The organism is Streptococcus sp. S1 (assembly GCF_034137685.1).
GTDB classification, from domain to species: domain Bacteria; phylum Bacillota; class Bacilli; order Lactobacillales; family Streptococcaceae; genus Streptococcus; species Streptococcus dentalis.
This window is the reverse complement of sequence record NZ_CP139418.1, coordinates 1,054,568-1,074,713: the sequence shown is the minus strand read 5'-3', so window position 1 is coordinate 1,074,713 and position 20,146 is coordinate 1,054,568. Positions and strand designations below refer to the sequence as shown.

Genomic DNA, 20,146 nt, shown 5'->3' with positions numbered 1-20,146 from the left:
TTACATGACTCTTACGACAATTTCAAAAGAAGAATTTACCTCATTTGCAAATACTGTCTCCCATCGCTCTTTTATCCAGTCTGCTGAAATGGCAGATCTGCTTGAAAAGCGAGGAAACACGGTCCAATTTATCGCTTGGAAACAAGAAGATCAAGTCCAAGTGGCAGCGATCTTGTACAGTCTTCCTATGACAGGTGGTCTCCACATGGAAATCAATTCTGGCCCCCTTTACCAAGAGGAAGCTATGCTAGAACCTTTCTATGCAGCCTTAAAAGACTATGCGAAAGAAAATGGGGCTATTGAACTCGTTATTAAGCCCTATGATACCTATCAAACTTTTGACAGTGACGGCAATCCAACCAGTGAAGAGCAAAACCATTTCATGGATACCCTAAAAAAATTGGGCTATCAGCATGATGGTTTAACAACAGGTTATCCAGGTGGAGAAGGTGATTGGCATTATGTGAAAGATATGGAGGGTATCACCGAAAAAAATCTTCTCAAGAGCTTCAGTAAAAAAGGAAAGCCACTTGTCAAAAAAGCCAAATCTTTCGGTATTGAACTGAAACGATTAAACCGAGATGAACTGCAACTCTTTAAGGATATTACTTCCTCTACCAGTGACCGTCGCGACTATCAGGATAAAACCTTGGATTATTACCAAACTTTCTATGACAGTTTTGGTGACAAAGCAGATTTCATGATCGCAACACTGAACTTCCACCATTACTACACGAATCTTGAAAAAGACCAAGGAAAACTAGCACAGAAGATTGAGAAATTACAGAAGGATCTTGAAGTCAACCCCAATTCAGAAAAAAAACAAAATCAACTTCGTGAATTCTCTAGCCAGTTTGATACCTTTGAGGTGAGAAAGAAGGACGCGAAAGAATATATTGAAAAATATGGAGATCAAGACGTCATTCTTGCAGGTAGCCTCTTCGTCTATATGCCACAAGAATCCACCTATTTATTCAGTGGCTCTTATACAGAATTTAATAAGTTCTATGCTCCTGCTGTTATCCAAGAATATATGATGCTTGAAACCATCAAACGTGGTATCCCAAGATATAACTTCCTAGGTATTCAAGGAATCTTTGACGGGTCAGACGGTGTGCTTCGTTTCAAACAAAACTTCAACGGCTACATCGTCCGTAAGATGGGGACCTTCCGTTATTACCCAAGTCCTCTGAAATACAAACTGATTTCTCTCGTTAAGAAACTATTAGGACGTTCCTAACTCAAAAGACCAGCTTTGTAGCTGGTCTTTTCTACTATAAAAAAGACGAGAAACCTCTCGCCTTTTTATATGTCATTATTTAACGAAGTCAAGCAATGCCAAGAAGCTTTCTGGATCAAGCGATGCACCACCTACAAGAGCTCCGTCAACGTCTGGACAAGCCATATATTCAGCAACGTTTTCAGGTTTCACAGAACCACCGTATTGAACACGTACTTTGTCAGCCACTTCTTGACCAAAGTCAGCAGCTACAACGTCACGAACAACTTTACACATTTTTTGTGCGTCGTCTTGTGAAGCTGATTTACCCGTACCGATCGCCCAGATTGGTTCGTATGCGATAACTGTTGAAGCGACTTGCTCTGCAGTCAATCCAGCAAGAGCAGCTGAAACTTGAGCCCCTACGAATTCTGCTGCTTTACCAGCTTCGTAAGTTTCAAGGCTTTCACCACAACAGATGATTGGAAGCATACCGTTCGCAAAGATTGCTTTTGCTTTTTTGTTGATATCTTCATCAGTTTCATGGAAGTAGTCACGACGTTCTGAGTGACCGATCACAACGTAGTCAGTACCGATTTCTTTCAAAACTTGTGGGCTAGTTTCACCAGTGAAGGCACCAGCATTTTCAAAGTAAGTGTTTTGGGCAGCAACTTTAAGGTTTGAACCTTTAGCAGCAGCAAGAACAGTTGTCAAGTCAACTGCAGGAGCTGCGATACCAGCTTCAACAAGGTCAGCTGAAGGAAGTTTTGATGCTACAGCTTCAACGAATGCTTTTGCTTCTTCTGGATTTTTGTTCATTTTCCAGTTACCAGCGATAAATGGTTTACGTGACATTTCACATACCTCTTTTTTCTAATTTTATACTATCTATTTTACCATAAATTTCGTCATAATGAAAGGTTGCACAAGCTCATTTTACTTTTTACCAAAATAAAAACCCCGTCTTCACGGGGTTTTCTGTCTGTCTATATAATTGTTAATCTGGGAACTAGATCGAATTAAGCTTCGATTTCAGTAACCATACCTGAACCAACAGTACGTCCACCTTCACGGATTGAGAATGTAGTACCTTGTTCAACGGCGATTGGGTGGATCAACTCAACGTCGATAGTCACGTTATCACCAGGCATTACCATTTCAGTTCCTGCTGGAAGTTCGATAGATCCAGTCACGTCAGTTGTACGGAAGTAGAACTGTGGACGGTAGTTGTTGAAGAATGGAGTATGACGTCCACCTTCTTCTTTAGTAAGGATGTAAACTTCACCTTTGAATTTAGTGTGTGGGTTGATTGAACCTGGTTTAGCGATAACTTGTCCACGTTCGATTTCATCACGTTGGATACCACGAAGAAGCACACCAACGTTATCCCCTGCAAGACCTTCGTCAAGTTGTTTACGGAACATTTCAACACCAGTAACAACTGCTTTTTGGATTTTTTCTTTGATACCAACGATTTCGATTTCGTCGTTGACACGAACAACACCACGGTCGATACGACCTGAAGCAACTGTACCACGTCCAGTGATTGAGAATACGTCTTCGACTGGAAGAAGCAATGGTTTGTCGGTATCGCGTTCTGGTTCTGGGATGTACTCATCAACAGTATCCATCAATTCCATGATGATGTCTTCATATTTAGAGTCACCTTCAAGAGCTTTAAGAGCTGAACCTTGGATAACTGGAAGGTCATCACCTGGGAAATCGTATTCTGAAAGAAGGTCACGGATTTCCATTTCAACCAATTCAAGCAATTCTTCATCGTCAACCAAGTCAACTTTGTTCATGAAGACGATCAAGTGTTTAACACCAACCTGACGTGAAAGAAGGATGTGTTCACGTGTTTGTGGCATTGGTCCATCAGTTGAAGCTACTACAAGGATAGCTCCGTCCATTTGAGCGGCACCAGTGATCATGTTTTTAACATAGTCCGCGTGTCCTGGAGCGTCGATGTGAGCGTAGTGACGTTTAGCAGTTTCGTACTCAACGTGTGCAGTGTTGATAGTGATACCGCGTTCGCGTTCTTCTGGAGCAGCATCGATAGACGCATAGTCTTTTGGTTGGTTAACTGATGAAGGCAAGCGACGTGCCAAAACAGTTGTGATTGCTGCAGTTAGGGTAGTTTTACCGTGGTCAACGTGTCCGATTGTACCGATGTTAACGTGCGGTTTACTACGATCGTATTTTTCTTTTGCCATTTGAGTAAAAGCCTCCAATAAAATATATTTTATAGATAGACAGTAGGCAATACAGTCTAACTTTCCTTACTATTCTATCGAATTTTAGATGAAATTGCAAGCCTTTTACCTATATTTTCTTAATTATTCCTCTTCTTTTCTTTTATTTTGTCCTCTTGCTGAAAGATCCTGTTCTAGCTTTGAAAATTCTCATTTAAAATCGTCTACTCAAGCTCATTAAGCATCTTCTATCTCTTTGTTTCAGAGCAGAAAAAATCGGAACAGACGTTCCGATTTTTTTAACCTGAATTACGTAATCCTGTTGCCACCCCGTTGATGGTGATATGGATTAGCTTGTCTTGATCAGCTGATAATTGGCCGGTCCGTTGACGTCGAATCAATTCTAACTGAATATAGTTCAAGACGTTAAAGTACGGCATCCGATAATCCAAACTTTCTTTCAAATAAGGGTTTTCAGCGAGCAACTCGTCTTGTTCTTCAATCATCAAGATGATGTCCTTCGTCAATTGCCATTCATGTAAGATGATCTGATAGATATTGCGGACTTCTTCTTCCTCACACAATTGCGCGTACTCAAAAGCAATGTCCATGTTGGCTTTGGATAAGACCATGTCCACATTTGACAAGAGAGATTGGAAGAAAGGCCAGTTTTTATACATGTACCGAAGGGTTTCGATATTCTCAGGATCCTCATCGATAAATTCCTTAAAGCTAGAACCTACTCCGTACCAACCAGGGAACATCACCCGACTTTGTGACCATGAGAAGACCCATGGGATAGCACGCAAACCACCGATTTCAGTAATGGTCTTTCGAGCAGCAGGACGTGAACCAATATTAAAGCTTGAAATTGCTTTGATCGGACTTGATTCAAAGAAGTAATCATAGAAGTGCTCATTTCCAAAGACCAAATCACGATAGATATCGTAACTGCGATTCACGACTTTATCCATGACTTCCCCGAAACGATCAAACATAGAGAATGGACTCTTTTGTTCGGCAATCATTCGGTTAATGGTTGCCGAAACCAGCATCTCAAGGTTGTAGTAGGCAGCATCTTTATTTCCATATTTATTGCCGATTACTTCCCCTTGCTCGGTTAAGCGGATACGGTCATTAATGGATTTCAATGGTTGAGAAGTGATGGCTTCATAAGTAGGACCTCCACCACGGCCAACAGTACCACCACGACCATGGAAGAAGGTAATCTTCACTCCAAACTCATCTCCGATAGCGGTCAATTGTTGTTGGGCTTTAAAGAGGGTCCAACAAGAAGACAAGTATCCACCATCTTTGTTGGAATCAGAGTAACCTAACATAATCTCTTGGTAGTTGTTCTTAGAAGCAATCCAACGTTTGGCAATTGGAAGAGACAAGTAACTTCTCATGGTTTCTTCTGAATGATCCAAATCTTCGATCGTTTCAAACAACGGTACGATTTGAACGCGAGCTTTTTCCGTATCGACTAAGCCCACTTCTTTCAACATCACAGCCAATTCCAACATATCTGACACACTTGTTGCATGAGAAATGATGTTTTGACGAATGACTTCTTCTCCTAAACGATCCTTCAATTCACGGGCCGTTTGGAAAATCGCCAATTCTTTTTCAAGCAGTTCAGATTTTTCAGCATGGGTTGCTGATAAAATACGTGGGTCTTCTAAAAGTTCTTTCAAGAGAACTTGACACTTTTCATCCTCTGATAAATCAGAATAGTGGTCATTAATCCCTGCTGATTTCAGTAATTCTGCCACACAGGCTTCATGTACACTCGAATCCTGGCGCATATCAATAGAGGCGAGATAGAATCCAAAAACATCGATGGCTTCTAGAAGTTCTGCAAACTCACCAGAAATTAAATACTCTGATTTGTTTTCTAACAAGGAATCTTTGATCTTTTCAAGGTCTTCTTTAAATTCTTGAGCTGATGCATAAGCTGGAGACTCTTTCTCAGAAATTTTCTTTAGAGCCCCAGAAATACGATTGCCGATATAATCAGAAACTGGCCCTTGTTGATGAGCATTTGCTCCTAATAACCTCTCGACAGCATAACGATCTTCTCTAGTTTCCCCAACCATCGTCCATTCTTTTAAATTGACCAAGGTTTGAATCAATTTTGACTGGATATAGTGGAAAGCCCGACGGTAAGGTTCTTTTTCACGAAAGACAGATGTATCACTTGATAGGGCTGCCATTTCAGCTACTGCTTCACTTGTTTTAGAAAGACTCGTTGAAAGCGAGAAATGACGGTATAATTTAGAAATCTTTTCGATGTAATAGTTCAAAATGACTTCACTCTGAATAGTTGCTGAACGCTTTAAGGTCTCAGCTGTTACAAACGGATTCCCGTCCCGGTCTCCCCCAATCCACATGCCCATTGTGATCGGACGTGGTTGTTCAAGCTCTAATCCATGCTCTTTTGCCAAGCGTTTGTATTCCAACATAAGATTTGGAACAGCTTGTAAGAAAGAGCTATTGTAATATTCCATGACATTGGTGATCTCATTAGTAACCTTCAATTTTTTGTCACGAATCATATCCGTTTGCATCATGATTTCAATATTACAACGAAGGTTGTTATACCACTTATCCTCATTCATTAAACCCGCTTTAACATCCCGGTGCTGACGAAGAAGAGCATGAATATGATTGGTTAGATCCAGCATGGTTTTTCTTTGCACTTGAGTTGGATGGGCTGTTAAAACAGGTACAATATTGAGGTTTTCAAGAATTTCCTGTGCATCTTCATTTTTTGCAACTTCCTTGATCGTTGAAGAAAGTTTTCCGAGGTATTCACCATCCACGTTATTCAAATGATTGATTTCATAGGCCAAATCGACATCTTCTGAGATGTTAATCAAGAGTGGTAAAATAGCAAAATAACGTGAAATCACTGTCATTTCTTCATTTGTCAATTGTTCCACTAGTTGATTCAACTCACGATAGTTCTGTGTTTTTGATAGATCCTTCAACTGCGTAATTTTATCAAAGGTTTCCGGACGAACCAAATTTTTCGTAATATCATCTAATAAATTAGTTAAAATTTCGGCTTCTTCTTTGATAATATCTTTATTTGTGAAGTTCTCTAATTTTTGTAAGACCATTTTTTCTCCTTTTTGAATAGCCATTCAACAATTCCCTTTTAATAATAAGGTTTGATTTTACCTTTTTCTTCAAAAACCATGCCTTCTTGTTCCATCTTGGCCCGTTTTTCACTAGCATCGATATTCAAAACGAAAGCAATCGCTATGGATAAGACCCATAAGCTATTTCCCCCTTGGGATAAGAAGGGGAAGGTCACTCCTGTAGACGGAATCAAACCAGAAATACCTCCGATGTTAATGAAGGTTTGCACTAAGATCATCCCACCGATCCCAATGGCCATCATCGAATTAAAAGGATTCTTTGCTCGAATACCGACTAAAATGATCCGAAGAATTAAGAAGAATAAGAGAGCAAGAATCAAGCTAGCTCCAACAAAACCTAATTCTTCAATCACAATCGCAAACACAAAGTCTGTGTGCGCTTCTGGTAAGTAACCTTGTTTTTCAATGGAATTTCCTAGCCCCAAGCCAAACCAACCACCATTACTCATGGCATAGTAAGAATTAGCTAATTGGTGACCTGCGCCAGACAAATCATTAAAGGGGTTAAAGAAGGCACTAAAACGTTTGGCTACATAACCAAAGACTGGAATTTTAGCGACACGGTCCACACCGATGATCCATATTGAACCAAGGACAATGGACGATGCTCCAACAACTAAAGCAAGTAGTGAGGTAAACCAACGGTAGCCAACTCCACTAGCCGTAATCATGATCAAGACCGTTAAGGCCAAGATCGTCGCATTTCCCAAGTCCGGCATGATCACAACGATTCCAATCAGAATCAAGGTCAGCCAACGCCAATCGTTTAAATTTCTTGGAATCCATTCATTGTGCGTCAAGGCTTGGTAATCATAATCACGGATTTCATCTTGTCGTTTAGAAAAAATCAAGGCCAGATACCAGACTAAGATCACCTTGAGGTATTCTGCTGGCTGGATACTAAACATTCCTGCAATCGTCAACCAACCGTGAGCTCCATTGACCGTATCCGTGATAAACCTAGACAAGATCAACAAAATCACCTCAATAAAGATGACAAAAGCTAATACTTTTTTATTTCGCAGGAAGTCTAGGCTAAATTTATAAATCAAGGCAATGGTTAGGAGACTAAAGATGAAGAAGAGCCCCTGTGTCCGTACCATTCGAATCGAACTCACTCCACTTTGAATTGCCAAGGCACTTGTTGTCGAATAGACTACAATCAAACCAATAATAGATAAAATCAAATAGGGAATGAGGATGGAATAATTTAAAAGATGTCTTTTTTCAATTTTCATAATTCACCATATTCCTAATGTTCAACCTCCATTATATCATTTTTAAGAAGCAAAACCAAGGAAAGGCTAGAAAAGATTCGGCTTCTTCCCCATTTTCAAGAAATATTCTAATGATTCTTCTTATTTTCATATATTTTTATCCTTTTTTGATGAAAAGATTCCTTTTTTTTGAAAACAATGGCTGAAATCGTGATCTTTTAAGCATTAAGTTTTGCCTTTTCGTTTTATTTACGGTAAAATGATTTTGTATGAGAAAAAGGATAAAACCCGTTGTTCTCTTAGTCTTTTTTATCGGTTTCATTTCTTTTCTCGTTCTTTCACGAACGATTGCTGATATGCAAGCAAGAGAGCAACAAGAAACAACACAAACGATTCCGAACTCCAATACACCTCGAAAAACAACCACTGCAAGCTCTTCTTCTAAAAAAGAAGACATCAATCCAGAACTAGTTGGCCGCCCGATCATTGATATCTCAGGCTGGCAATTGCCAAGCGAAATTGATTACGATATCCTCTCCAGAAATGTAGGTGGTGTGATCGTTCGTGTCCATAGCGGGGCTCAAGCTAAAAAGGAAAATGCGGCAACCTACTTAAATGGTCTGGATAAATCTTATAAAACCCATATCCAAGAATTCCAAAAACGAAATATCCCTGTCGCAGTCTATGCTTATGTCGCTGCTAAGGATAAAAAAGAAATGGAAAAAGAAGCAGAAGAATTTTACAAGGCTGCTTCTCCTTACAAACCGACTTACTATTGGTTAGACGTTGAGGAAAAAACCATGAAGGATATGAACGCAGGTGTTGAAGCTTTCCGAGCAAAACTACAAGCTTTGGGTGCAAAAAATATTGGACTCTATATCTGAACCTACTTCATGGAAGAACATAGTATCTCCACTGATAAATTTACGGCTCTTTGGATTCCTACTTATGGATTTGATGATGGCTACTATAATGCCGCGCCAGATACCAACACGGAATACGACTTGCATCAATATACCTCTCAAGGGCAATTAAATGGATTCTCACACTACTTGGATCTCAACCAAATTGTTCCGACGCAAGACCAAGAAGCGATTTATCGGAAACTATTCAAGGTACAAAAAGATGGCTCTTCCTCATAGCCTTAAAACAGCAGATCAAGTGATCTTCACTTTTTCTGCTGTTTTCTATTTTTAAGGAGAAGGCAATATTGTCGCTATTATATGTTATAATGGTCTAGTGAAATCTGATTTTGTAGAGAAAAAGAGAAAAGGAGAAAGCCGTGGCAAAAAAAAATAAAGTGAAAAAAACCTTGGTCGAGCAGATCTTGACGAAAGCAAAAATTGAGCACATAGGCTTACAAATCAACGCTTTAGAAGGGATCTTACCAGAAGGAATTGATCGCTCTACTATTTTCAAAACCCTAGCTCTCAAAGGGGATAAAACGGGTCCCGTGATTGGGATCATTCCTATTACAGAGCATTTATCAGAAAAAAAGTTAGCCAAATTATCGGGGAATAAGAAAGTGGCTATGATTCCTCAGAAAGATCTTGAAAAAACAACGGGTTATATTCATGGTGCCAATAATCCAGTGGGCATTCATCAAAAGCATTCTTTTCCTATCTTTATTGATAAATCAGCCCTTCAGTTAGAAACCATGATCGTATCTGCTGGGGAAATTGGCCATAGTATTCAAATCAAACCACAACTTCTAGCAGACTTCGTCAAGGCGACTTTTGCTGATATTTTGGAATAAAGATGGAGAAGGAGACAAGATCGTGAAACTATATTTTATTCGACACGGACGGACAGAATGGAATGAAGAGGGACGTTTTCAAGGATCAAATGGCGATTCTCCGTTGTTGCCAGCCTCCATTCATCAGCTTGAAAAATTAGGAAAGCATCTAGCTACTGTTCCTTTTGATGCAGTCTTTGCAAGTGATCTGCCACGGGCAGTCCATACCGCACAGATCATCCTCGATCAATTGGAGATACCTCTAAAATTACAAGTAACATCTGCTCTTCGTGAGTGGAATTTGGGAAAACTAGAAGGAGCTAAAATTTCTACCATTTCGGCTATCTATCCCCAACAAATGGCTGCGTTTCGGCATAACTTAGCATGCTTTCAAAATGAAATCTTTGATGCAGAATCTGTCTATGAAACGACCAAACGTACCTGTGATTTTGTAAAAAACTTGAACGGAAAAGAGCTCGATACCGTTCTCATCGTTGGACACGGAGCTAATTTGACAGCTTCTATTCGAACCTTGCTTGGTTATGAAACAGGAGAACTCCGCAAAAATGGCGGACTAGACAATGCCAGCGTGACGATTTTGACAACAGATGATTTTGAGCACTATCACTTAGACACTTGGAACGACACTTCTTATATGGAAGACTAAAAAACACTGATCTTGCGATCAGTGTTTTCTTTTAGCTTATTTCATAGTTGGGAAGAGAAGGACGTCGCGAATTGTTGTTACATTTGTCAACAACATAACGAGACGGTCAATACCAATTCCAAGTCCACCTGTTGGTGGCATACCATATTCAAGGGCTTCAACATAGTCATAATCGATGCCTGTAGCTTCGTCATCTCCCAATTCTTTGGCACGCGCTTGCGCTTCAAACCGTTGCAATTGATCGATTGGATCATTCAATTCCGTGAAGGCATTGGCATACTCTTTGGTCATGATGAAGAGTTCGAAACGGTCAGTGAAGCGTGGATCTTCTGGATTTTTCTTAGCCAATGGAGATACTGCTACTGGGTGACCGTAAACAAATGTTGGTTGCGTCAAGGTTTCTTCAACGAATTCTTCGAAGAAGGCATTGATAATTTGTCCCACCTCTGTGTAGTGTTTTTCAACCGGTACATGTTTTTCGTTTGCAAGTGCTACAGCTTCTTCAAAGGTCATGTCTTGCCAGAAGTCAACACCTGTGATTTCTTTGATCGCATCAACCATGTGAACCCGTTTGAATGGTTCGTTGATTTTGATTTCTGTTCCTTGATAGTCAATTGGACCATCACCATGGACCGCTTTCGCAGCATGTTGGATAATGCCTTCTGTTAAGTCCATGATATCGTGGAAGTCAGCGTAAGCTTGGTAGACTTCTATCGAAGTAAATTCAGGGTTGTGAGTAGCATCCATTCCTTCGTTACGGAAGATCCGTCCGATTTCATAAACGCGTTCCATCCCACCAACAATCAAACGTTTCAAGTGGAGCTCAGTCGCGATACGAAGCACCATGTCAATGTTTTGTGCATTGTGATGAGTGATAAATGGTTTGGCAGCCGCACCCCCAGCTTCATTGTGAAGCACTGGTGTTTCCACTTCAAGGAATCCTTGACCATCTAAATAACGACGGATTTCAGAGATGATTTTTGAACGGGTTACAAAGCGTTCAAAGCTTTCGCGATTTGAAATCAAATCCAAATAACGTTTACGATAGATGGTTTCAACGTCTGAAAGTCCGTGGAATTTTTCAGGCAAAGGACGAAGGGCTTTTGACAAGTGAGTGATATGAGTTGCTTTAATCGAAAGTTCACCCATGTCTGTGCGCATGATTTCCCCTTCAACACCAAGGAAATCACCAAGGTCTGCTTTTTTGAAGATCTCGTAGTTTTCTTCTCCAACTGCATCCTTACGAACGTAGATCTGAATTTGACCTTCACGGTCTTGAAGATGGGCAAAGCCAACCTTTCCTTTTCCACGTTTGGTTACGAGACGACCGGCAATAATAGCTGTTTCGTTCAAGTCGTGGAGTTGTTCTTTATCTAATTCTGAATATTTTTCTTTTAATTGACCTGAATTTGCAGTGCGTTCGAATCGTTTTCCAAATGGATCGATTCCTTGTTCACGAAGGGCCGCCATTTTCTCACGACGGACAATCTGCTGGTCATTTAATTCTTCCATATGTTCAGTAGTCATTTGGAACCTCCTAAGTTATTCTCCCCTATTCTATCATATTTAGAGCAGAAATTCACTAATATTTACCAATTAAACAAAAATATGATGGAAGAAAAAATGCAGCTTCTTGAATGAATACTCAAAAATATCTGAAGACCGTTGTTGACTACCTAAATAGCTTGACCTGTATAAGACGAGATGATTGAAAAGGTTTCGACAAGCTATTCCACAACAGCATCAAAAAGGAGCGTGGAGAATCTTGAACCATTCATCCTGACACGCTCCTATTTTTTTATTCATAACGCAGTGCTTCGATCGGATTTAACTTAGAAGCCTTATTCGCTGGTAAAATTCCAAAGATGATGCCTACAAAAGCAGAGAAAATAATACTGCCGATGGCGACATTTAAGGAAATAATCGGTGGTCCTTCTAGGGAGGCTGCCGCGAGTGTAGTAATCAAGCTATTCACCCCATAAGCAAGTCCAAGTCCAATCAGACCTCCAATGATGGTCAAAACCATCGACTCAATCAAAAATTGAACCAAAATCTTACCCCGAGTTGCTCCCAATGCTTTGCGAAGACCAATTTCTCTCGTCCGCTCGGTGACAGAAACCAACATGATATTCATGACTCCAATCCCACCAACTAAGAGGGAAATCCCTGCAATGGCACCAATCACTGTCGTCATAATTCCCACTACTTTGTTGGTTTCCTCTAGGATACTATCCAAATTAAAGATTTGAAATTCTCCTTGGCGAACACCTGAAAGTTCTGTTAACTTTTGAGCAGCCTCAATCCCAACGGTTTTAATCTGCTTCACATTTGGCACATGGACGACAATATTTTGAATTTCATCCGTTCCAAATTCAGAGGCCAGCTGAGTATTTGCCATCAAGGCACTGCCACCTGAAGAAGCTCCATAGAGGGCTGTCCCTGCATTTGGATCCTTGAAAATACCAACGACGCGATAATTGTTATCCCCAACAGAGACCACCTGATTCAGTGGATTCTCCGTTCCAAATAATTGTTGAGCTAAGCCTTCATCCAGAAGCACCACCCGTGAAAAATTACTATAGTCTGAAGGGGTTAATTTTCGTCCAGATAAGAGCTCAACCTTTTTGACAGAAAAATAGGTTTCATTTACCCCTTGGATGTTTACCCCTTCTGCTTTTTTCTTTTGAAAAGCAATGGTTGCATTGGAGGTATTGCCAACATAGTAACCATCAATTCCTTGAATCTTGGTTAATTCCTTAACCCAAGATTCTTGCACAACTGGTGGTGCTTCTTGAACTTGACCATCAATATCTTCAGCGTTTTCCCCATCGATATCCGATGGAGCAGCCATCCCTCGGTCTTCAGCTGCAGGGCCACTTTCGCCTCCACCTTCTCCTGTATCCTCAGAAGGGCCAATATTGATTCCTGTCACATAGCCACTCTTGTTCGGAGAATAAGAGATTTGTACATACTCTTGGTCCTTGGTGAAGGTCTTGGTGACACCAGCCTTCATACCATCTCCCAGAGCCATGATGACAACGACAGAAGCAACCCCAATAATGATCCCCACCATGGTCAAGAAAGACCGTAATTTATGGCTCAGAATCGAGCTGATCGCAAATTTCCAATTTTGCATTAGGTCCCCCTTTCCAGCTTGCTATCTGAGGAGATCACTCCATCACGAATGACGATGCGACGATGCGCAAAGGCTGCAATTTCTGGCTCGTGTGTAACCATGATAATGGTTTTTCCTTCCTGGTTTAGCTTGGTTAACAAGTCCATTATTTGCTCCCCCGTCTTGGTGTCTAGGGCTCCAGTCGGCTCATCTGCTAAGACGATGGCTGGCTGATTGACAAGAGCTCGAGCAATCGCAACCCGCTGTTTTTGACCTCCTGAGAGTTCTGAAGGCAAATGGTGCATGCGAGAATGGAGCTCCACCTTTTCAAGGTACTGCTCAGCTAATTCCCTCCGTTTAGCAGGATGAACTCCCGCATAAATGAGAGGCAGTTCTACATTTTGAAAGGCATTGAGCTTGGAGAGAAGAAAGAATTGTTGAAAGACAAAACCGATCTGTTCATTTCGAACACGTGCTAATTTTTTCTCACTGAGATTTCCAACCTCCTGACCTTCTAGGAAATACTCTCCACTGGTCGGCCGATCCAACAAGCCAATGACGTTCATCAAGGTTGATTTTCCTGAGCCAGATGGACCCATAATGGCTACAAATTCTCCCTCTTCGACTTCTAAATCGATATCTTTTAAGACACGAAGTTCCTGATCCCCATTTTTATAGGTTTTATTGATTCCTTTTAGTTCAATCAATTTTGTCATATTTTCCGATCTCTTTTCCATCTTCCAGTTTCTCATTAGGATTCACAATAACTTGAGCATCTTTCTTCAAGCCTGACAAGATTTCCTGGTTTTCAGCATCGGCGTTACCAAGCGTTACTTTTACTTTCTTAGCCTTGCCATTTTCGACCGTCCATACATAACTTGTATCCCCATCAGCCATGACACTTGTCACGGGAACAAGAGGATGTTGAGTAGAACTTTTGACTTCAATATTAACAGAAAAGCCTTGTTTGAGTTCCCCAATCTCACTGGTAATATCCACTGTGAATGGGTACTTGGCACCACCGCTTCCTTGTGTTCCACCTGCTGCATTAGCACCTGCTTGACCAGCGTCAGTCGGATAGTTGGCTACATAAGAAATTTTTCCTGTCCAGGTTTTATCCGGATAGACTTTGGAAGTGAGAATCACTTCCTGACCTTCAGAGATATTGGCCAAATTGTATTCAGACAATTCCCCTTTAACTTGTAAATTTCCGTTGCTCACAATGTGAACCAGAGTTTGGTTGGTCCCTGTAGTCGATTTTGAAACATCTTTATTGACTTCGACTACGGTACCATTTGTATTACTTTTTACGGTTGTCGCATCCAGAAGAGCCTTAGCCTTGTTCATATTATCAACCGCATCAGACAAGGCATCTCGTAAATCGCTAGCTTGAGAATCGACTGTTCGTTGGGTCTGTGAAGCTAACTTGGCATCTGCTTCTTCATCCCCTGTGGTATCAATAGTCACACCATTTGTCAGCAAATCATTTAGCTGACGATCCGCCTTATTGACAGCACGAACGGCTGCATCGTAAGCTGTTTGGGCCTCCGTACTGCTATACTGAACAATTGGCTGACCAGCCGTTACTTGATCTCCTACATTGACCAAAATCGACTGCAAATCCCCTTTGGTTCCATCAAAATAGACATACTGTTCCTGGTTGGCAGTGACCTTTCCAGTTAGCAAGACCGAAGAAGCGATCGATCCATCCTTGACCGTTTGCACCATTGGAGTTTCTTTCGTGACTGCTTGATCAGGCGTACTTGGGTGCGAAAACACCATCACACTTCCTGTTCCAATCACCGCAATTGCTACACCTGCAGCTGTAAATAGTTGCCATTTTTTCAATTTCTTCATCGTTTTTCTCCATCAAAGAAAGCGTTTTATTCTATACCATAGTATACCACATTTCCTTACTTTTCTATCTAAAATTGACACGACAAAATGAAATTTTAAAGCTTGCTAACATGCTAAACCCTTGACTTTTGTAACAGTTGATATTACAATCAAACTGAAATCCTATTTTGGAGGAAAACATGAAAGAATTTGATATTATTTCAATCGGTGGAGGTAGTGGAGGAATCGCTACGATAAACCGGGCTGGGGAGCACGGAGCTCGGGCTGCCGTCATTGAAGAAAAACAACTGGGTGGTACCTGTGTCAACAGAGGATGTGTGCCTAAAAAAATTATGTGGTATGGTGCACAAATTGCAGAAGCTATTCGCGATTATGGACCAGACTATGGATTTACTTCTGAACAAACAAGATTTGATTTTGCAACCTTAAGAAAAAATCGCGAAGCCTATATTGACCGTTCCCGTAATTCCTATGATGGCAGTTTCAAACGCAATGAGGTTGAACGAATTGAAGGACGTGCTCGTTTTGTAGATGCTCATACGGTTGAGGTCAATGGAGAAACCATTAAGGCCAAGCATATCGTAATTGCGACAGGAGCCCATCCTCATATTCCTTCTGTTCCTGGAGCTGAATTTGGCGAAACTTCTGACGATGTCTTTGCTTGGGAAGAACTGCCAAGTTCCGTTGCCATTATTGGGGCTGGCTACATCGCGGTGGAACTAGCTGGTGTGCTCCACCATTTAGGAGTCCAAACAGACCTCTTCATCCGAAAAGATCGGGTTTTACGCAGTTTTGATTCCTACATTGTCGATGGCTTAATGGAAGAAATGGAAAAACAAAACCTTCCGCTTCACAAACATAAGGTTCCCATGAAGCTTGAAAAATTAGCAGACGGTCGTGTGAAGATTTATTTTGAAGATAGGACCAGCCACGTGGCAGATCATGTTATCTGGGCAACAGGACGAAAACCAAACGTCCAGGATCTCAATCTAGAAGCTGCAGGCGTCACCTTAAATGAAAAAGGATTCATTGCAGTGGATGAATACCAGAATACAGTTATTCCAGGAATCTATGCTCTTGGGGATGTTACAGGAGAAAAAGAATTAACTCCTGTCGCTATTAAAGCTGGACGCACTCTTTCTGAACGACTATTCAATGGAAAAGTCAATTTCAAAATGGATTATACAAACATTCCAACCGTTGTCTTTTCTCACCCTGCTATCGGAACCGTTGGCTTAACAGAGGAAGAAGCCCAGCAAACTTATGGTAAAGAGAATATCAAAGTCTATACTTCTCAATTTGCTTCCATGTACACTGCTGTAACCCAACACCGCCAGCAAGCAAAATTCAAACTCATCACTGCTGGTCCCGAGGAAAGGGTCGTTGGCCTTCATGGTCTTGGCTACGGAGTCGATGAAATGATCCAAGGATTTGCAGTTGCTATCAAGATGGGAGCGACAAAAGCCGATTTCGATGCAACTGTCGCCATTCACCCAACCGGATCTGAAGAATTTGTGACAATGAGATAAAACATAAGCTTGAAGTTGTTACACTTTAAGCTAAAAGGACTATTTTAATAAACAATAGTCCTTTTTCATTTATCTGATTTTTGTAAAACACTTAAAATTTCACAGATAAAACATTTTTATATTTAAAACTGTACTAATTTGTGATATAATTCACTTTACAGGGTGTCTTTTCGAGTTTAGACTAGTAGGAGGTGAATTTTTATTGGTTGTCCTGAAAAAACAGCCTATAAATTATACATCTATTTGTAAGTCCTTTTAAAACGACATACAAATAGATTGAATAATTGGAGACAAATTGGGAGAAGAGAATGAAAAAAATGAATCTAAGTAGACTTGTCAAAGTCTTCTTTATCGTATTTTTACCACTATTATTCATCGTATTGTCGCAATCTGATATGGTAAAAGCTGGAGATGTCAGCAACAATATTAGCTCACTAACTGTTTCGTCCGAAGAAATCACAGATGGTGGACAAACAACCGTTAAGTTTACATTTGATGAGCATGCTCAAAAAATTCAACCAGGAGATACCTTAAAAGTTAATTGGACTAGTTCTGGAACAGTCTATGGTGTCGGATTTAAAAAGACTATTCCCCTAAGCATCGACGGAACTTACGTTGGAGACATGGTCATTACAGATGGATCTGCGACAGTTACTTTCAATGAAGGCATCAAAAACCTTCAAAACATTCGAGGTTGGGGTGAGTTTGAGATTGAAGGTCATAACAATACAGCAACCGATAAGGAGCATGTTGGGAAATTCACTATTATTAGTGGAGCTAGAACAGTAGAATTAAACGTTAAGAAAATGGCTACTGGTGTTAACAGCGCTCCATTCTATCTCAAAGCGGGTGATATGCACGCGAATGATCCTGAACATATTCTTTGGACACTAACCATTAATGCTATGAAATTAGATGTAGATGGTGATGTTCGTGTTGAAGATGTCATCCAAGGTGGTCATTCACTTGTAAAAGATAGTTTTAGTATTACTACTACAGGTAACAAACCAGGATATTACGGTGGCTCAACTGCTATCGATGATTTCTTAGCAGACTTTCCTGGAGCAACTTTCACAATTGATGCAGCAGGAAAAATTACGGTTACTATTCCTCAAAACGAAATCAATAAGACTGGTGTCCTGATCTTTTACCAGACTAAAGTAGAGAATGAAAATCAAAAAAATTTCTTGAACAATACTAAAGTATGGTATCACGTTAAAGGTGAGCAAGCCGTTGTTGCCAAGGAAGTAAATGCATCTGTTGCAAATATTAATGCAAACGGTGGTGTGGATGGTGATAAGACATCAACAACTACAACTACCACTACGACTCAAGAGCCTACAACTATAACTACTACAACTCAAGAGCAGACTACAACCACAACGACTCAAGAGCCTACAACTACAACTACTACTACTCAAGAGCAGACTACAACCACTACGACTCAAGAGCCTACAACTACAACTACTACGACTCAAGAGCCTACAACTACAACTACTACAACTCAAGAGCAGACTACCACAACTACTACGACTCAAGAGACCACAACTACAACCACAACGACTCAAGAGCCTACAACTACAACTACTACGACTCAAGAGCAAACTACCTCAACTACTACGACTCAAGAGCCAACTACCACAACCACTACGACTCAAGAGCCTACAACCACAACCACTACGACTCAAGAGCCTACAACCACAACCACTACGACTCAAGAGCCTACAACCACAACCACTACGACTCAAGAGCCTACAACCACAACTACTACTACTCAAGAGACCACAACTACAACTACTACGACTCAAGAGCCCACAACTACAACTGATGAGCCTAAGACTACGGTAGCAACTACTGATGAACCTACGACTACTTCTGAAGAGCCTAAGACTACGGTAACAACTACCGATGAACCTAAGACTACCGAAGCGACTACAACACCAGAAGAACCAGAAAACCACAATAGTAGTGAAGAAGATACAACAACTACTACTGTAGAACCTAAGACTACACCCGAAAATCCAAATAAACCTGAACATTCTGGTACTACAACGACACCAAGTGCGCCAGCTTCCAATGGTGAAAACAATGGTGGAGGTCACAAAACACTTCTTCCTAATACAGGTGAAGTTGTTGCATCTGGACTCGTCTTCTCAGGAATTCTTGTCTTAGCAGGTGCTGTTGGAATCAAATGGAAATTGACTCGTCAATAATTTATTAATTAAAAATAGTCAATTTTCTAACGAAATAGATTTTCAATGCATCTTAACAAATAGTTCAACTAACAAAGAGAGAACCTTTTGGCTCTCTCTGATTGATAAAAAGAGGCTGGGACAAAAGTCCTAGCCTCTCAATTATTTTTGGATTGTCGAGCAAGACGCAGTGGTTGAGTGGGCTCTACTACGCTGATTTCATCAGCTTTTACAGCCCTACTCAACTGTGCGGAGGTGGGACGACGAAATCGAATTCTAACGAATTACCGATTTCTGTCCCACTCTCTTTTCTTTGTGTAAGCCCTATAAGGATTTGGCTTACATCGGTTCGTCTACATCTCAAAATATTGGCGAAATGCTTAGCGAATATCCCTTTTTATTTTCGCTAAATCAGGTTTTTGGATGAAATATCAGATGATAACGAAAATAGTTTCGAAAATACAAAAAGACAAACGTCCAAATGTAACGTCTGTCTTCAAGCTTTTTTCTTTGTTTATGGTAAGATGGCAATAGCACGGACAGGTGAACCAGTTGCCTTGTCCCAGTGAGGGAAAGCAATCGAAATCAAAGCACCTACAGCTGGAACTTGGTCCAATTGGTTCAAGACTTCAACTTGGTAGATATTTTGTTCCAAGAGGTAGTATTCATTGACCAAGCCATGCTCTGCTGCTGGAATACCTGCATCGGTATCAAAGGTTTCATGACCCACAGCCTTAACATGGCGTTCATGAATCAAGAATTCCAAGGCTTCACGGCTCCATCCTGGACTTTGTTGAACCCCATTTTCATCAAGATTGCGCATAGCATCTTGATCTGGCCAACGTTTTGACCAATCACTACGGAAGGCAACAAAAGCACCCTCAGCAATTTGCCCATGCTCTGCCTCAAAGTCTAAGATATCTTGTTTGCTCAAGACAAAGTTTGGATTGGCAGCAACTTCTTTAGACTTGTCGATAACATAAAGTGGCAAGAGGAGATCTTTGAGGTCAATCTCATCCAACCAACGACCCCCTTCTACAAAGTGAATCGGTGCATCAATATGCGTTCCGTATTGACCAACCACTGTAAATTTTTGAACATGGAAACCATCTTTTAATGTGAAAAGATCTTCTTGTTGCAAGGCAGGAAGGGCTGGGAAGTGTGGACTTTCCGCATTGATTTGGTGACTCAAGTCCACCCATTTTTTAGCTTGCAATTCTTTATAAATACTTAGTAAATCTGACATGTTTCTT

General features: G+C 40.7%; 14 protein-coding genes and 1 pseudogene. 6 read left to right on the top strand and 9 right to left on the bottom strand.

Annotation, left to right across the window (positions count from 1 at the left end; all coding sequences use genetic code 11):
- The first annotated feature begins 4 nt into the window (after window positions 1-4).
- Window positions 5-1,240, top strand: coding sequence for an aminoacyltransferase (locus SM121_RS05230; protein WP_320910545.1), 1,236 nt, complete (start codon window positions 5-7; stop codon window positions 1,238-1,240).
- Window positions 1,241-1,315: 75 nt separating this feature from the next.
- On the opposite strand, the gene tpiA is transcribed toward SM121_RS05230, so the two are convergent.
- From tpiA to ftsW, 4 genes are all read right to left on the bottom strand, one after another.
- Window positions 1,316-2,074 (bottom strand): triose-phosphate isomerase, encoded by a 759-nt coding sequence (gene tpiA / locus SM121_RS05225; RefSeq protein WP_003002560.1) that lies wholly within the window; start codon window positions 2,072-2,074, stop codon window positions 1,316-1,318.
- Between the two features lie 164 nt (window positions 2,075-2,238).
- On the bottom strand, window positions 2,239-3,435 hold the full coding sequence (gene tuf, locus SM121_RS05220; RefSeq protein ID WP_031574016.1) for an elongation factor Tu: 1,197 nt from the start codon (window positions 3,433-3,435) through the stop codon (window positions 2,239-2,241).
- A 278-nt stretch (window positions 3,436-3,713) separates the two neighbouring features.
- The gene (gene ppc / locus SM121_RS05215) at window positions 3,714-6,539 is read right to left on the bottom strand and encodes a phosphoenolpyruvate carboxylase (RefSeq protein WP_320910544.1); all 2,826 of its coding nucleotides are present in this window, start codon (window positions 6,537-6,539) and stop codon (window positions 3,714-3,716) included.
- Between the two features lie 38 nt (window positions 6,540-6,577).
- Entirely contained in the window at window positions 6,578-7,819 is a 1,242-nt protein-coding gene (gene ftsW / locus SM121_RS05210; protein ID WP_003002538.1) for a cell division peptidoglycan polymerase FtsW, read from the bottom strand.
- A 248-nt stretch (window positions 7,820-8,067) separates the two neighbouring features.
- Between ftsW and SM121_RS05205 the strand changes: the two are divergent.
- The 3 genes and pseudogenes from SM121_RS05205 to SM121_RS05195 all read left to right on the top strand — a co-directional run bounded on the left by SM121_RS05205 (window position 8,068) and on the right by SM121_RS05195 (window position 10,200).
- Window positions 8,068-8,940: pseudogene (locus SM121_RS05205) on the top strand (GH25 family lysozyme).
- A gap of 140 nt (window positions 8,941-9,080) precedes the next feature.
- Window positions 9,081-9,554 carry an aminoacyl-tRNA deacylase gene (locus SM121_RS05200; protein WP_320910543.1) on the top strand — a complete coding sequence of 158 codons (474 nt, stop codon included), beginning with the start codon at window positions 9,081-9,083 and terminating at the stop codon, window positions 9,552-9,554.
- A 22-nt stretch (window positions 9,555-9,576) separates the two neighbouring features.
- Window positions 9,577-10,200, top strand: coding sequence for a histidine phosphatase family protein (locus tag SM121_RS05195; RefSeq protein ID WP_320910542.1), 624 nt, complete (start codon window positions 9,577-9,579; stop codon window positions 10,198-10,200).
- 36 nt (window positions 10,201-10,236) lie between these two features.
- On the opposite strand, the gene lysS is transcribed toward SM121_RS05195, so the two are convergent.
- The 4 genes from lysS to SM121_RS05175 form a co-directional block, all read right to left on the bottom strand.
- Window positions 10,237-11,727 (bottom strand): lysine--tRNA ligase, encoded by a 1,491-nt coding sequence (gene lysS, locus SM121_RS05190; protein ID WP_003016025.1) that lies wholly within the window; start codon window positions 11,725-11,727, stop codon window positions 10,237-10,239.
- Window positions 11,728-11,998: 271 nt separating this feature from the next.
- Entirely contained in the window at window positions 11,999-13,336 is a 1,338-nt protein-coding gene (locus SM121_RS05185) for an ABC transporter permease (protein WP_320910541.1), read from the bottom strand.
- Window positions 13,336-14,031 carry an ABC transporter ATP-binding protein gene (locus SM121_RS05180; RefSeq protein WP_151378635.1) on the bottom strand — a complete coding sequence of 232 codons (696 nt, stop codon included), beginning with the start codon at window positions 14,029-14,031 and terminating at the stop codon, window positions 13,336-13,338. Before SM121_RS05180 ends, SM121_RS05185 begins: the two co-directional genes overlap by 1 nt.
- Window positions 14,015-15,172, bottom strand: coding sequence for an efflux RND transporter periplasmic adaptor subunit (locus SM121_RS05175; RefSeq protein ID WP_155126284.1), 1,158 nt, complete (start codon window positions 15,170-15,172; stop codon window positions 14,015-14,017). Before SM121_RS05175 ends, SM121_RS05180 begins: the two co-directional genes overlap by 17 nt.
- Window positions 15,173-15,351: 179 nt before the next feature.
- On the opposite strand from SM121_RS05175, the gene gorA reads away from it, so the two are divergent.
- Both gorA and SM121_RS05165 read left to right on the top strand, forming a co-directional pair.
- On the top strand, window positions 15,352-16,701 hold the full coding sequence (gene gorA / locus SM121_RS05170; RefSeq protein WP_320910540.1) for a glutathione-disulfide reductase: 1,350 nt from the start codon (window positions 15,352-15,354) through the stop codon (window positions 16,699-16,701).
- Window positions 16,702-17,009: 308 nt separating this feature from the next.
- The gene (locus SM121_RS05165) at window positions 17,010-18,914 is read left to right on the top strand and encodes a Gamma-glutamyltranspeptidase (RefSeq protein ID WP_320910539.1); all 1,905 of its coding nucleotides are present in this window, start codon (window positions 17,010-17,012) and stop codon (window positions 18,912-18,914) included.
- 493 nt (window positions 18,915-19,407) lie between these two features.
- Here the strand turns inward: SM121_RS05165 and SM121_RS05160 are convergent, their stop codons facing one another.
- Window positions 19,408-20,139 carry a cyclase family protein gene (locus SM121_RS05160; RefSeq protein ID WP_320910538.1) on the bottom strand — a complete coding sequence of 244 codons (732 nt, stop codon included), beginning with the start codon at window positions 20,137-20,139 and terminating at the stop codon, window positions 19,408-19,410.
- Window positions 20,140-20,146 lie beyond the last annotated feature (7 nt).